Here is a 13,180-nt window from a genome sequence, read left to right on the forward strand (position 1 = left end):
CTTGGCAACGGAATCTGGCAGGTCAAGGTCGCGCGCCAATGTGAAAAATCTACTTTGAGTAGCCTAAGCGATCATACAAACCGGGGCCCTGGGAGGGCCTTATACGTCGCTACGATCGTATTCCGGCGTTGGCCGGCCTTGGGCGGTCAGCCTAATGCTTTGGCTGGACGATCGCGGCCTTCGAGCGGCAGTGACTGGGAATGCAGGTGACGCTGCCTGAAGCAGTCGCTTCTGCGACCGACTGCGCCTTGGGCTGGAAACCGGTAGCAATCAAGTACAGGACCCCAACTAGGCCGGCAGTCGCGGCGGTAGGGATCGCCACGCGTACAGCACCCTGAAGCAGCAGTAGTCTAAGCGTCCGCAACATTGTCGTCCCGTCGATGCGAATCCCAGCCCGTCCTTAGTCGGCATTCCTTAACCGATTGCGGCAGGAAGGGTGGCGGACTGCCGATCGCCCGCCCGCTATTGGGGTCTGAGCTAGTAAACGAACTCTAGGCCGGCCAAATCACCTTGGCGCCACACCAGACAGCACTTGAAGGGCATTCGAAAGTCATCGAAAGACAACAGGAATTCCGTCGAAAGAAGGGGCGTATCCCTCAACTGTATGCCGGCGCCCAGGACGGAGAGGTTTAGCATCCTGCACGGAGTAACGATTACGTCGCCGGGCAGCGAGAGCAGCACCGTTTGATCCACCGTCTTCCGCGTGGTCCGTCGCCTCTCGATCCCTTTCCATTCGGCAGACACTATGGTCGAGCCCTACAATCAGCTGCGCTAGTGATTTCGACTTCGATCAGCTTCCGTCGGCTCAGCGTCCTGAAGCTGACCAGCGGCCTCGCGTTCTGCCTCGGCAACTTGCTCGCGAGCGAGATCACGTCCGCCATTGGTCGCCAAAGCCTAGCATGTGCGGATGAAAAAGGCTCAGAGTTCATCTTGGGTCCGCGCGACACTATGAGACTTGCGCTCCTTCGCCTCCATACCGGCGCGCGCGACGCCTGTGATGACGAGCGCCAACAGGCAAATGTAGGTCAGGGCAGTCAGGATGACGGAGAATAACTTTTGCATTCAATGGCCGCGTTTGTCGGAAGCAGAGCCGACGCGCCGAGTATGATGGCGCGCGGGCTTCGCCTTGGTAAAAGCGGACGAGGGCAATGTCCGATGAATGTCAAGCTATCGTGTTCGATGCCCGCGGCAATTGAACTCGCGAATTAAGCTTGATCTCGCAACGCGAAGTTAATTCCGGAACCTGACTCCTGGGGCTGTCCGTTTGCTCAGTCAAGGCCAAAGGCCCGTCTCAGTGAAGGGGCTGTTTCAGGTTTAGGCAAACGAGGTAAGAAGTCTCCCGTTCCGGCATCATCGGAGAACTATAGCTCAGCGCGCTCGTCGCCGATCTATGGTGGCGCGTCGATCTTATGAATTCCGATAAACTCGAAGAGGAAGCCAAGGCAGGCGTGTTTGACGTGCGGCAGCCTACCTATCGGCTTCTCGCGCTAAATCTTCGCGCGCGGCGCTACGACGGAGGCCTCGGCTTCAGTCTCGTGCCCTGGCAGCCCATCCTGGATCGGCGGATTGGCCCGCACATCACCGGCGTCAAGCGGGGTGATGGCAGCGGCATCGAGTGGAGCTTTGGCCGCAAACGAGAACTCGGGTTGTGAGCGCGGTCGGCGAGGGGCGTTGCCTGCCTGACGCGAGTGGGTGTGACCGCCGCCGCCATCCCGTCAAGGCTGGCGCTACCGCGCCCCCGCTTCGCGGCTCGCGGCCTTGACCGGACGTCGCCGGCCCGGCAAGGGCCGACCAAGCAGGTAAGGCTCAATGGGAGCAGGGCGCTCCCTTTTTGACACGTGGCGAGGCGGTTGCTTCCGCGCCCAAGGGGCAACGCCTACGTTGAAAGGCTGCCCGATCGAAGCCCGCCGGGTCGGTGCAGAAGCGCGGCAGGTTGGCGGCAAGCTCCGGTGAGCACGGCGGAGGAACGCGAAGTGGCCAGCCGGCACGATATGAACCTCGGGCTGGCCCGGTAAAGCGTCCGGGACACTCGCAACGCCTTCCGAATCAACGCCCCGATCTTGGGCTCCCGATTCAGATCGCCAGACCTGTGTTTGGGAACCACCTGAAGGACGGGCCTGTTGCTCAAAACAAGGCGGCGCAGGCTTTGCCTAGAGGCGGGGCGGATGGTGGGGCGGTTCGATGGAAGTCGTCAAAATCCCGGGAAAAAAGTAAGGCGCGACTGGCATCACCACAGTCGCGCCCTACGTCGCCGGCTTATGGGGCAGGGGGGAATAGCCGGCTGTTGAGACGACTCCCAGGCGCGAGAGTCGTTCCAGGCGGTTGCAAAATTTTTTGTGCGGCCTGGAGTGAATTTGGCACACGGTTAAGTGATCTTAACGTCTGGGAAACTCCGGTCCTCTGCTTGCGTTGTTCCCCCGATCGCCATGGGGCGAGGGACCGACAGCCATGCCACAGATTCAAAAGGTATTTTTTGGTGCCGTCGCACTCGCCGCGACGCTTGGCGCCGTTCAGGTTGGCGCCGTGCAACTGGCCTCCGGCCACGATCTGGCCGACCGCTGGGAGGCGATGGCCGACCAGCCGGGCCAAACCTCGGGTCGTAATGTCGCAACTCATAACGTCAATCGCATCAGCAAGTCCGACCGGCTCGCTGAGCCGAAGCCGGCGGCGGCTCCCACCCGCACCGTCTCGATGCGGCTGAACGATCTGGCCGACACGTCCGTGCTGCTCCGGGTCCCCGCGGTCATCGAGACCGGCAACGCCAAGCCGGCTCCCACGCTGTTGAAGTCGGGCCGCAAGCCGACAATCGCCTGCGAGCCGATGGTCAGCGCCCTGACCGAGGTGGCCAAGCTGCTGCAGCCCGGCCGCTGCGTGACCTGATCTGCCTCGTCTCTCATGCAAAACCGCCCTCCTGCCGGGAGGGCGGTTTTGCGTGTGCACTTGATCCCTTATCCCATCGCGTTATATCCCGGGTTTCTCCACTTCTGATTGACCGGGTAAACGCATGACGACGTCCGATACAGCCACGCATACGCAGCCTTTCCAGGCCGAGGTTTCCGAGCTGCTGCACCTGATGGTGCACTCCGTCTATTCGGAGACCGACATCTTCCTGCGCGAGCTGGTCTCCAACGCCTCGGATGCCTGCGACAAGTTGCGCTACGAGGCGATCGCCAATCCGGCCCTGCTGGGCGAGGGCGACGCGCTCAAGATCCGGATCATCCCGAACAAGACGGCAGGGACGCTGACGATCGCCGACAACGGCATCGGCATGGAACGGCAGGAGCTGATCGACCATCTCGGCACCATCGCCCGCTCCGGCACCAAGGCCTTCGTGTCGAAGCTGAAGGAGGCCAAGGACGGCCTCGGCCTGATCGGCCAGTTCGGCGTCGGCTTCTATTCCGCCTTCATGGTGGCCGACAAGATCGTCGTCGTCAGCCGCCGCGCCGGCGAGAGCGACGTCTGGAGCTGGACGTCATCAGGTGGCTCCGGCTTCGAGATCGCGCGCGCCAGCGACGAGGAGGCGGCGCATGTGGCGCGCGGTACCGAGATCGTCCTGCACATGAAGGACGATGCGAAGAAATATCTCGAAGCTTTCGAGATCGAGCGGATCGTCGGTGCCTATTCCGACAACATTCTCTTCCCGATCGAGCTGGTGCCGGAAGAAGGTGAACCGCGCCAGATCAATTCGGCGAGTGCGCTGTGGCAACGCTCGAAGTCCGAGCTCACGCCGGAGGACTATAAGAAAGCCTATCAGCAGATCGCGTCCGCCTTCGACGATCCCGCGATGACGCTGCATTATCGCGCCGAGGGCCGCTACTCCTACGCCGTGCTGCTGTTCGCGCCGTCGACAAAGCCGTTCGACCTGTTCGAGCCGAACCGCAAGGGCCGCGTCAAGCTTTATGTCCGCCGTGTCTTCATCACCGACGATGCGGACCTGTTGCCCGGCTATCTCCGCTTCATCCGCGGCGTCGTCGACAGCGAGGACCTCCCGCTCAACATCTCGCGCGAGATGCTCCAGAACAACCCGCAGCTGGCGCAGATCCGCAAGGCCGTGGCGACCCGCGTCGTCAACGAGCTCGAAGGCCTCGCCGAGAAGGATGCGGAAAACTTCGCAAAGATCTGGGAAGCATTCGGTGCGGTGCTGAAAGAGGGCATCTACGAGGATTTCGAGCGCCGCGAAAAGCTGCTCGCGCTGTCGCGCTTCACCACTACGACTGGCGAGAAACGCGCGCTCAAGGACATCGTCGCCGATTTCAAGCCGAACCAGACCGAGATCTATTATCTCGTCGGCGACAGCATCGAGCGGCTGAAGTCCAGTCCGCGGCTGGAAGCTGCAACCGCACGCGGCATCGAGGTGCTGCTGCTGTCCGATCCGGTCGATGCGTTCTGGACCTCGATGCCGACGGAGTTCGAAGGCAAACCGCTGAAGTCGCTGAGCCAGGGCGATCTCAATCTCGACCTGATCCCGCGCGTCGACGACAAGGACGATACGAAGAAGGACGAGCCCGAGGCGGACGAGGCCGCCACCATCGCGGTGATCAAGGCGGCGCTCGGCGAGCGCGTCAGCGACGTCAAGACCTCGACCCGCCTCACCAGCTCGGCCTCCTGCCTCGTCGCCGACAGCCAGGGTCCGAGCCGCGAGCTCGAGCGCATCCTGGCGCAGCAGAACCGCGGCATGCGCACCAAGCCGATCCTCGAGATCAACCTGCGCCATCCCATGGTCACGGCGATCACCAAAGCGCAAGCCGGTTCGAAGACGGTCGATGACCTCAGCCTGCTTCTGCTCGAACAGGCGCAGATTCTGGATGGCGAGCTTCCGGAAGATCCGGCCGCGTTTGCGGCGAGGCTGAACCGGCTGGTGTTGCAGGGGCTGGGCGGGTAGCGCCACGGCGCGCTCACCTTGCCGTCATTGTCCCCAGGAACAGTCGCCTCCGGCGTGGCGTTATGTCATAGGAGGCCGTCGGCATCAGATCCGCCGACGCCGCCAATTCGAGGAAATGTCCGATGCGCCTGCCTCTCCTGACCCTCACCGCCATTGTCACGCTGTTCGTGGCGGCAGATGCCAGCGCCCAGACCTATGATCCGCGTTACCCGGTGTGCATGCACAAATTCACGGGCGGCGGCGGTGGCTTGGGTGGTGGCGGCGGCGGCTATTTCGACTGCAGCTTCACTTCGCTGGAGCAGTGCCGCGCCACGGCATCGGGCCTCGCGGCCAGCTGCGACGTCAATCCCTATTACGCTTTCGATCAGCCGCCGCCCCGGCCGCGCAAGCGTCACAAGCAGGTGTACTGACGGACTGTGATGCGGTTTTCAGCGGACATTCCGACGCGCCGATGGTTCTGCTCATCGCCGCACAGGTGAGCCGGTTAGGATCACGCTAAGTCACCGCTCGCCGTGCCGGCGGCACCGATCGCTCGGGCGGCGAGATAACCCTGCATGTGTTGCAATGAGAGCTCTGGCCCGATGTGGGAGAGCTCGGTTGCGACAGCTTCGGCGGCATGCGCGGCGGGAAGCGCCACACGCGTGAACATCTCGCGCTCATAGACGCGCACCGCCTCGCACCAGTCGTCATTCTCGGTGAGATGCCGACCGAGTTCCGCGCCGTCGAACATCGCCATATTGACGCCGTCGCCGCCGAAGGGCGACATCACATGCGCGGCGTCACCGAGCAGCGTTACTCCGGGACGATTGATCCAATGATGGCCGACCGGCAATGCGTGGATCGAGCGCGCCACCAGCCTGTCGTTGCTGGCACGAATGAGATCGAGCAGTTTCGGCGACCAACCCGCAAATTCCTCGAGCAGCCGCGCACGGGTCGCCGCCGGTGATGCGAGATCGAATGTCCTTGCTGCCCAATCAGACGGGACGCGGAAGATGGCATAGCCGCGGAGATGAGCGTTGCCGTTGCGGATCACGATCATGCCGCGTCCGTCGCCCTCTGCGCCGAGCTTGCCCTTGCCGACCAGTGCGGAGAGTGCCGGGTGGCGCGCATCCGCATCGTCTATGCCGAACTCGATGAAGGTGATGCCGGTGTATTGCGGCTCGTAAGCCGAAACCAGCGGCCGCACACGCGACCAGGTGCCGTCCGCCCCGACCACGAGGTCGAACCGGCCTTCTATCGTGTTCTCGAAGCGCAGTGCGAATGTGCCGTCGTCGGCCGGGAGTACCTCGCGCAGCGAGTGATCCCAGCGGACCGCGCCATCGGGCAATGACGCGAGTAAAATCTCTCTGAGCGCGGTGCGGTCCACCTCGGGCCGGTCGGCGTCGACGGGATCATCGTCGGCAAACAGCATCGTGCCGTGCTTGTCGTAAAGGCGGCTGCCCTGGTCATCATAGCGGGCAATGCGATGAAATTCCGCTTCCAGCCCGGCGCGTTTCAGGGCGAGCTGGCCGTCCTCGACGTGGAGATCGAGTGTGCCGCCCTGGGGTCGCTCGAGCGCATGCGTCTCCTTCTCGAACACGGTGGCAGCGATGCCGGCGCAATGCAGGATCCGGGCGAGCATCAAGCCGCCAGGGCCGGCGCCGATGATGGCAATACGGGGGCGGGCGACCATAGACAGACTCCTGAAAACTGATATATAGGTCCCTATATATTATACATAGGTACCTATGCAATGGCTGATGTGAAGCGGGACAGTGCAATTGCGGAGGTGGATAAGCAGGATGTTCCTGTTGCTGACGAATGGGAGTTGTTCAGCACGCCGGCACCACTCATCAACATGGCCTCACGCGGGTTGATGCGCCTCGCCGAGCGGCGCCTGAAACCGTTCGGCGCCAGCGCTGGACAGCTTCCGGTGTTCTATTTGCTGCGCGATGGCGGCGCGATGACGCAACGCGATCTGGCTCGGCTGGCGCGCATTGAGCAGCCCTCGATGGCGCAGACTCTTGCGCGGATGGAGCGCGATGGTCTGATCCGCCGCGCGTCTGATCCGAGGGATGGCCGCAGCAGCCTGATTTCGTTGACCAAGAAAGCGTTGGCGAAGGCGCCGGCGTTACGCGGGGCACTCCACGCGGGCCGCGCCGAGCTGGTCGAGGGCTTTAGCGAGGCCGAAATTGCGATGCTGTGCGACCTGTTGCGACGGCTCAACCGCAACCTGGACCGCGGAGTTGCCAAGGAGATCGCCGAATAAGGGCCGGACGCTATTCCTTCCTGATCCCCGACAGCTCCACCACCCTGCGCCAGCGTTCGGTCTCGGCCGTCAGCATTCCGCCGAACTCGCCGGCATTGCCGTGCAGGGGGATCGCGCCGAGCTCGGCGATGCGCGCCTTGATCTCGGCGTCGGACAGCGCCGTGTCGACCTCGCGATTGAGCAGGTCGACAATCTCGCGCGGCGTGTCGTAGGGAGCGCCGACGCCGTAGAATGAAGATGTCTCGTAGCCGGGAAGCGTGTCGGCGATCGGTGGTGCGTCAGGCAAAATCTCCGAGCGCTCGCGCGTGGTGATTCCGAGCGCGCGCAGCTTGCCGGCGCGCACCAGCTCGAAGGACGAGGTGACGTTGTCGAACATGCCCTGGATCTGGCCGCTCATCACGTCGGTCAGGCCCGGTGCGGAGCCGCGATACGGCACATGGGTGAACTGGACGCCGGCCTTCGACTTGAACAGCTCGCCGGAGAGATGCAGCGACGTGCCGATGCCGGAGGATGCGATCGACATTTTGCCGGGATTGGCCTTGGCGTAGGCGATGAAGTCGGCGACGCTCCTCACCGGCAGATCGTTGTTGACGACCAGTACGAGCGGAATCCGTGCGACGCCGGCGACCGGCGCGATCCCCTTGGCGAAGTCATAGGGCAGCGCCGGATCGAACGAGGCGTTGATCGCATTGGCAGTCGAGGTCAGCAGCAGCGTGTAGCCATCCGGTGCGGAGGTGATCACCGCTTGCGTGCCGATATTGCTGCCGGCGCCGGGCTTGTTCTCGACCACGAACGTCTGCCCGAGCCGGTCGGACAGCCGCTGGCAGATCAGACGTGACAGCACGTCGGTGGCGCCGCCCGGTGCATAGGGCACCACCCATTTCACGCTGCGCGACGGATAGGACGGGTTGCCGATCGCGAAGGCGCGCGGAGCGATCAGCGTGGCCGCGGCACAGGCGGCGGTCTGAAGGAAATGTCGCCTGGTGATCATCGTGGCCTCCAGTTCATCTCTCGCGGGCGAGAGGACGCGCGCGGCGCGCTCGAATGACTGGATTGGCTATCGCAAGAATCGCGCCAGGCCGCACCACGTTCCCGTCGGCTTGGTAAAGGATGATCGCAGTTAATCGAGAGCTAACCGAGTTTTACCTTGTCTCTTAACACCTGGGCAGGGCGCGCGAGCTAAGCTGCCGGGAACAAGCAGATACCGCCCGAAAGAATGAACGGCATGACCACCGGCGTCATCGAGCAAACGAAAGCCGCGCGCGCGCCCTCGCCTTCAAAGATCTGGCTGAAGGCGATCGAGCTGACTGCGCGGATCGAGACACTGCCGGGCCGCCTGTTCGCCGACGTCGTCGATGATTGGGCGCGTCGCCAGCCCGACCGCGTCGCGCTGGTCACGGACGACGCAAGCCTCGACTATGACGGTCTGTCGAAGCGCATGAATCGCTATGCGCGCTGGGCACTCTCGGTTGGCGTCGCCAAAGGAGATACTGTCGGTCTGATCATGCCGAACGGCATCGATTATGTCGCGGCCTGGGTCGGCATCAGCCGTGTTGGCGGCGTGGTGGCGCTGATCAATACCAAACTCGTCGGGCAATCTCTCGCGCATTGCGTCGATGTCGCAAAGCCCTCGCATATCATCGTCGCGCATGACCTCTCGGAGACGCTGCAGAGCGCGATGCCGCATCTGAAGACCGACGCCAAGATATGGACCCATGGCGATGCCCGCAGCGAGCGTGCGATCGATGTTGCGCTCGCCGCGCTCGACGACGGGGCGCTGTTGTCGGACGAGCACGGCGAGGTCACCATCGATGACCGCGCGCTGCTGATCTACACCTCCGGCACCACCGGCCTGCCGAAGGCTGCCAGCATCAGCCATCGCCGCATCCTCAATTGGGGTTTCTGGTTCGCCGGCCTCACCGGCGCGACGCCGCAGGATCGGCTCTATGATTGCCTCCCGCTGTTCCACTCGGTCGGCGGCATCGTCGCGCCGTGCAGCATGCTCGCCGCCGGTGGCTCGGTGGTGATCGCGGAGAAGTTTTCTGCTTCGAATTTTTGGCCCGACATTGTGCGGCACGACTGCACGCTGTTTCAGTATATCGGTGAGCTCTGCCGCTATCTGCTCAAGGCGCCGCCGTCGGAATATGAGAACCGTCACCGTCTGCGGCTCGCTTGCGGCAACGGCCTGCGCGGCGACATCTGGGAGGATTTCCAGGCCCGCTTCGCCATTCCCCGCATTCTCGAATTCTATGCCGCGACCGAAGGCAATTTCTCGCTGTTCAACGTCGAGGGCCAGCCCGGCGCCATCGGCCGCATTCCGCCGCTGCTTGCGCATCGCTTTCCTGCAGGCCTCGTCAAGCTCGATCCCGACACCGGCGCGCTGCTGCGCAATGACGAGGGCTTTTGCATCGCCTGCGCGCGCGGCGAGGCGGGCGAGGCCATCGGCCGTATCGGCAAGGCAGACGAGGGCGGTGGCCGCTTCGAGGGCTATACTGACGCGGGCGAGACCGAGAAGAAAATCCTTCGCGATGTCTTCGCCAAGGGCGATGCCTGGTTCCGCACCGGCGATCTGATGCGGCTCGATGACAAGGGCTTCTTCCATTTCGTCGATCGCATCGGCGACACTTTTCGTTGGAAGGGCGAGAACGTCGCGACCTCCGAGGTCAACGACGCGGTGCGCGATTTTACGGGCGTGGTTGATGCCACCACCTACGGCGTCAGTATCCCCGGCGCCGACGGCCGCGCCGGCATGAGCGCGATCGTCGTGAACGAGGGCTTTGATATCGCCGCACTGTCTGCGCATTTCGCGCAGCGCCTGCCGGTCTATGCCCGTCCGGTCTTCATCCGCATCTCGCGCGAGCTCGATGCGACCGAGACATTCAAGCAGAAGAAGGGGGAATTGGCGCGCGAGGGGTTTGACCCGGGCGCGATCGCCGAGCCGCTGTTCATGCTCGACCCGAGATCGGGCGCCTATTTCGCGCTCGGTTTCGACACGTATGCGCATATCGCGGACGGTACGATCCGGCTGTAACAGCAACAAAATCCGGAAATAGGTCCAATTTTATCTGAATTGTCCAAGAGGCCATTTACTTCTGTCCGGTAAACACACTGGCAAGGGGAGGCGGTCGTCAAGAGCCGCCGCAAGACATACGATCGATTAACTAAGGAAGAAGGCGAGCCAGCCATGTCGGTACGATCCAAGGTCATTGAAGCGATCCAGCAGATCGCCAAAGAGCAGCACGTCACGCTTCCTGCACTCTCGGACGATCTGTCCCTGCACGAGACGGGCTTTGACTCGCTCGCTTTCGCGATCCTGGTCGCGCGTCTCGAGGACGAGACCGGCGTCGACCCCTTCACCATTTCCGAGGACGCTGCGTTCCCCGCCACCGTGGGCGATTTCGTGCGGGCCTACGAAAATGTCCCCGCGTGAGATCTTCGCGCTCCGCGACCATCTCGGCGCGGAGCTGACCGGCCGCACCCTGTCGGATGCGCACCATGTGGTGTCGCTGACCGATATCCTGCCGCGGACCGTGCTCGGCGGCCGCCTGCGCGAGCTGTCCGGCCGCGCGGTCCTGCTGAAACTGTCGGACCAGCTCCGGTCGGGCCTCGCCATGATCGAGCTCGACGGTATCGCCCGTCGCATGTTGCTGTGCCCGCCGGACCTTAATCCTGCGTATCTGGACGAGCTGATCGCCGATGCCGGGATCGACGCCGTCGTCACCGACGAGCCCGGTCGCTGGGCCGCGACTGGTGTGTCGCTGGTCGTCACCGCACAAATGCCGCTTCAAGCCACGACGCCTGTGCAGACCGAGCGCGCGACCGAATGGCTGATGCTCACCTCGGGCACATCAGGCGTGCCGAAAATCGTCGGCCATACGCTGGAAGCACTCACCGGCGCCATCGTTGCCGAAGGCCCGGCCAAGAGTCCCGCGCCGGTCTGGGCCACGTTCTACGACATCCGCCGCTATGGCGGCCTGCAGATATTCCTCCGCGCCATTCTCTCCGGCGGCTCGATGGTGCTGTCGGACCCGCACGAGGCGCTCGCCGATCACGTCGCGCGGCTGAACGCGCGCGGCGTCTCGCACATCTCTGGCACGCCGTCGCACTGGCGCAAGCTCCTGATGAGCGGCTCCGCCGCGCAGTTCGCGCCGGGCTATGTCCGCCTCTCCGGCGAGATCGCCGACCAGGCCGTGCTCGACGGCCTCAAGGCGGCATTCCCCAATTCCTCCGTCGGCCATGCCTATGCCTCGACCGAGGCCGGCGTCGGCTTCGCCGTCAATGACGGGCTTGAAGGGTTTCCGGCGAACTATCTCGGCAACCGTAACGGCGTCGAGATGAAGGTCGTCGACGGCTCGCTGCGCATCCGTTCGACGCGCACGGCACACGCCTATATCGGCCGCAACGCGGCTGCGCTCACCGACGGCGACGGTTTCGTCGACAGTGGCGATATCGTCGAACTGCGCGGCGACCGCTATTATTTCGTCGGCCGCCGCGGCGGCATCATCAATATCGGCGGGCTGAAAGTTCACCCGGAAGAAATCGAGGCGGCGATCAACCGTCATCCCGACGTGCGGATGTCGCGCGCGAAATCGCGGCGCAGCCCGATCACGGGCGGCATCGTCGTCGCCGACGTGATCCTTGCCGACGGCACCGACCAGGCACGCGCGAAGGAAATCCGCGACCAGATCCTGGATCAGTGCCGCGCGCAGCTGGCGTCCCACAAGGTGCCGGCGGTGATCCGCTTCGTCGAGGCGCTCGACGTCACCCCGGCCGGCAAACTGGCGCGCACCGATGCATAATGTTCTCATCACCGGCGGCAGCCGCGGCATTGGCCTTGCGATTGGCAAGCGTCTGGTCAGCGCCGGCTACAACGTGATCGCAGCCGCGCGGCGCGAGAGCGACGAGCTCAAGGCCGCGATCGCTGCCTCCGAGGGCCGACTGCATTTCCGTGCCTGCGACCTTGCCGTGATCGACGCGATCCCCGCTTTCGCAAAGCTCGTGCGCGATGAATTCGGCCCGACCTATGGCCTCGTCAACAATGCCGGTCTCGGCACCGAGGGCCTGCTCGCGACCATGCACAATTCGGAGATCGAGGCGTTGGTGCAGCTCAACGTGCTGTCGCCGATCGTCCTCACCAAATATGTCGCGCGCCAGATGATGGCCGATGGCGCCGGCCGCATCATCAACATCTCCTCGATCATCGCGACGACAGGCTACAACGGTTTGTCCGTTTACGGCGCGACCAAGGCAGCCGCCACCGGCTTCACCCGATCGCTCGCACGCGAGGTCGGCAAGCTCGGCATCACTGTGAACGCGATCGCGCCCGGCTTCATCGACACCGAGCTGACGCATAATCTCTCCGACGAGAGCCGCAAGCGGATCGCTGGCCGTAGCGCGCTGCGCCGGCTGCCGGAGACCGACGACGTCGCGCGCATGGTGGAATATCTGCTCGGCGAGGGCGGCCGCAATGTGACCGGCACCGTGTTCACGATCGACGCCGGGAATACGGCCTAAGACGGAACTCTGCCGTCACAATCGGGTTGATCCGGCGCAATGACACCAAGCCGGATTTGGTCGTAAGATGCCTCGTACTCGATTGGGTTACGTCAATCGAACTGCCCTAAACGACAGGGAGCAGTCCATGGCTTCACAAAATTTGGCCTCTCGAAATATGGCCTCGCAAAGTATGGCCACGCCAAACATCACCGTTGCGAGTCCGGGCCAAGCGCCCGTGGAGCCTTCGCCCGCGAAACTGGGCGATGCCCGCTGTCCGCCGATGTCGCATCAAAACTCCGGCAGCCACGGCCACGAAATGTATCCGCAGCAATTCGTGCGGCTGATCGGCTGTCATGATGCCTCTCTCGAGGCTCTGCGAAAGCGCGAGAGCGAAAAGGTGCACTAGCCTATCGCCTATTTCCAACGAGCGCGAAACCGTCCCGTCGGCCATTGCATTTGATTGTGCTCGCCGGCGCGAGCAGGCATCTTGTTGTCGAGCCCGTTTCGGCCAATGATGCCCAGCCTTTTCGGGGGAGCCGGCCGGCGAACCCAAA

12 protein-coding genes and 1 pseudogene are annotated in these 13,180 nt (G+C 63.5%); 10 read left to right on the top strand and 3 right to left on the bottom strand.

Features of this window, described 5'->3' with window-relative positions; translation table 11 throughout:
* Window positions 1–477: 477 nt before the first annotated feature.
* Complete coding sequence (locus FXB40_RS50495) at window positions 478–744, bottom strand: PilZ domain-containing protein (protein WP_430648140.1); 267 nt, start codon at window positions 742–744, stop codon at window positions 478–480.
* A 767-nt stretch (window positions 745–1,511) separates the two neighbouring features.
* Between FXB40_RS50495 and FXB40_RS49380 the strand changes: the two are divergent.
* From FXB40_RS49380 to FXB40_RS26835, 4 genes and pseudogenes are all read left to right on the top strand, one after another.
* Window positions 1,512–1,652, top strand: a pseudogene (locus FXB40_RS49380) (DUF3363 domain-containing protein); the annotation flags it as partial.
* A 796-nt stretch (window positions 1,653–2,448) separates the two neighbouring features.
* A complete protein-coding gene (locus FXB40_RS26825) occupies window positions 2,449–2,880 on the top strand; it encodes a hypothetical protein (protein WP_148775132.1) in 432 nt (143 codons plus the stop codon).
* Window positions 2,881–3,004: 124 nt separating this feature from the next.
* Window positions 3,005–4,882: a molecular chaperone HtpG gene (gene htpG / locus FXB40_RS26830; RefSeq protein ID WP_148775133.1), complete on the top strand. Its 1,878-nt coding sequence runs from the start codon at window positions 3,005–3,007 to the stop codon at window positions 4,880–4,882.
* 122 nt (window positions 4,883–5,004) lie between these two features.
* The gene (locus tag FXB40_RS26835; RefSeq protein WP_148775134.1) at window positions 5,005–5,292 is read left to right on the top strand and encodes a DUF3551 domain-containing protein; all 288 of its coding nucleotides are present in this window, start codon (window positions 5,005–5,007) and stop codon (window positions 5,290–5,292) included.
* A gap of 80 nt (window positions 5,293–5,372) precedes the next feature.
* On the opposite strand, the gene FXB40_RS26840 is transcribed toward FXB40_RS26835, so the two are convergent.
* Window positions 5,373–6,554 (bottom strand): FAD-dependent oxidoreductase, encoded by a 1,182-nt coding sequence (locus tag FXB40_RS26840; RefSeq protein ID WP_148775135.1) that lies wholly within the window; start codon window positions 6,552–6,554, stop codon window positions 5,373–5,375.
* 165 nt (window positions 6,555–6,719) lie between these two features.
* Here FXB40_RS26840 and FXB40_RS26845 point away from each other — a divergent pair, with 165 nt between their 5' ends.
* Window positions 6,720–7,130, top strand: a complete 411-nt coding sequence (locus FXB40_RS26845) for a MarR family winged helix-turn-helix transcriptional regulator (RefSeq protein WP_246207982.1) — start codon at window positions 6,720–6,722, stop codon at window positions 7,128–7,130.
* A 10-nt stretch (window positions 7,131–7,140) separates the two neighbouring features.
* Here the strand turns inward: FXB40_RS26845 and FXB40_RS26850 are convergent, their stop codons facing one another.
* Complete coding sequence (locus tag FXB40_RS26850; protein WP_148775137.1) at window positions 7,141–8,121, bottom strand: Bug family tripartite tricarboxylate transporter substrate binding protein; 981 nt, start codon at window positions 8,119–8,121, stop codon at window positions 7,141–7,143.
* Window positions 8,122–8,346: 225 nt separating this feature from the next.
* Between FXB40_RS26850 and FXB40_RS26855 the strand changes: the two genes are divergently transcribed.
* The 5 genes from FXB40_RS26855 (at window position 8,347) to FXB40_RS26875 (ending at window position 13,032) form a co-directional block, all read left to right on the top strand.
* Entirely contained in the window at window positions 8,347–10,161 is a 1,815-nt protein-coding gene (locus FXB40_RS26855; RefSeq protein ID WP_148775138.1) for a long-chain-acyl-CoA synthetase, read from the top strand.
* A 153-nt stretch (window positions 10,162–10,314) separates the two neighbouring features.
* Window positions 10,315–10,560, top strand: coding sequence for an acyl carrier protein (locus tag FXB40_RS26860; protein ID WP_015688794.1), 246 nt, complete (start codon window positions 10,315–10,317; stop codon window positions 10,558–10,560).
* Complete coding sequence (locus FXB40_RS26865) at window positions 10,547–11,929, top strand: class I adenylate-forming enzyme family protein (RefSeq protein ID WP_187437164.1); 1,383 nt, start codon at window positions 10,547–10,549, stop codon at window positions 11,927–11,929. The genes FXB40_RS26860 and FXB40_RS26865 overlap by 14 nt, the downstream gene beginning before the upstream one ends.
* On the top strand, window positions 11,922–12,644 hold the full coding sequence (locus tag FXB40_RS26870) for an SDR family NAD(P)-dependent oxidoreductase (protein WP_148775139.1): 723 nt from the start codon (window positions 11,922–11,924) through the stop codon (window positions 12,642–12,644). The genes FXB40_RS26865 and FXB40_RS26870 overlap by 8 nt, the downstream gene beginning before the upstream one ends.
* Window positions 12,645–12,816: 172 nt before the next feature.
* Window positions 12,817–13,032, top strand: coding sequence for a hypothetical protein (locus FXB40_RS26875; protein ID WP_187437168.1), 216 nt, complete (start codon window positions 12,817–12,819; stop codon window positions 13,030–13,032).
* Window positions 13,033–13,180 lie beyond the last annotated feature (148 nt).

Source organism: Bradyrhizobium rifense (assembly GCF_008123425.1).
In the GTDB taxonomy this organism is placed as follows: Bacteria; Pseudomonadota; Alphaproteobacteria; order Rhizobiales; family Xanthobacteraceae; genus Bradyrhizobium; species Bradyrhizobium rifense.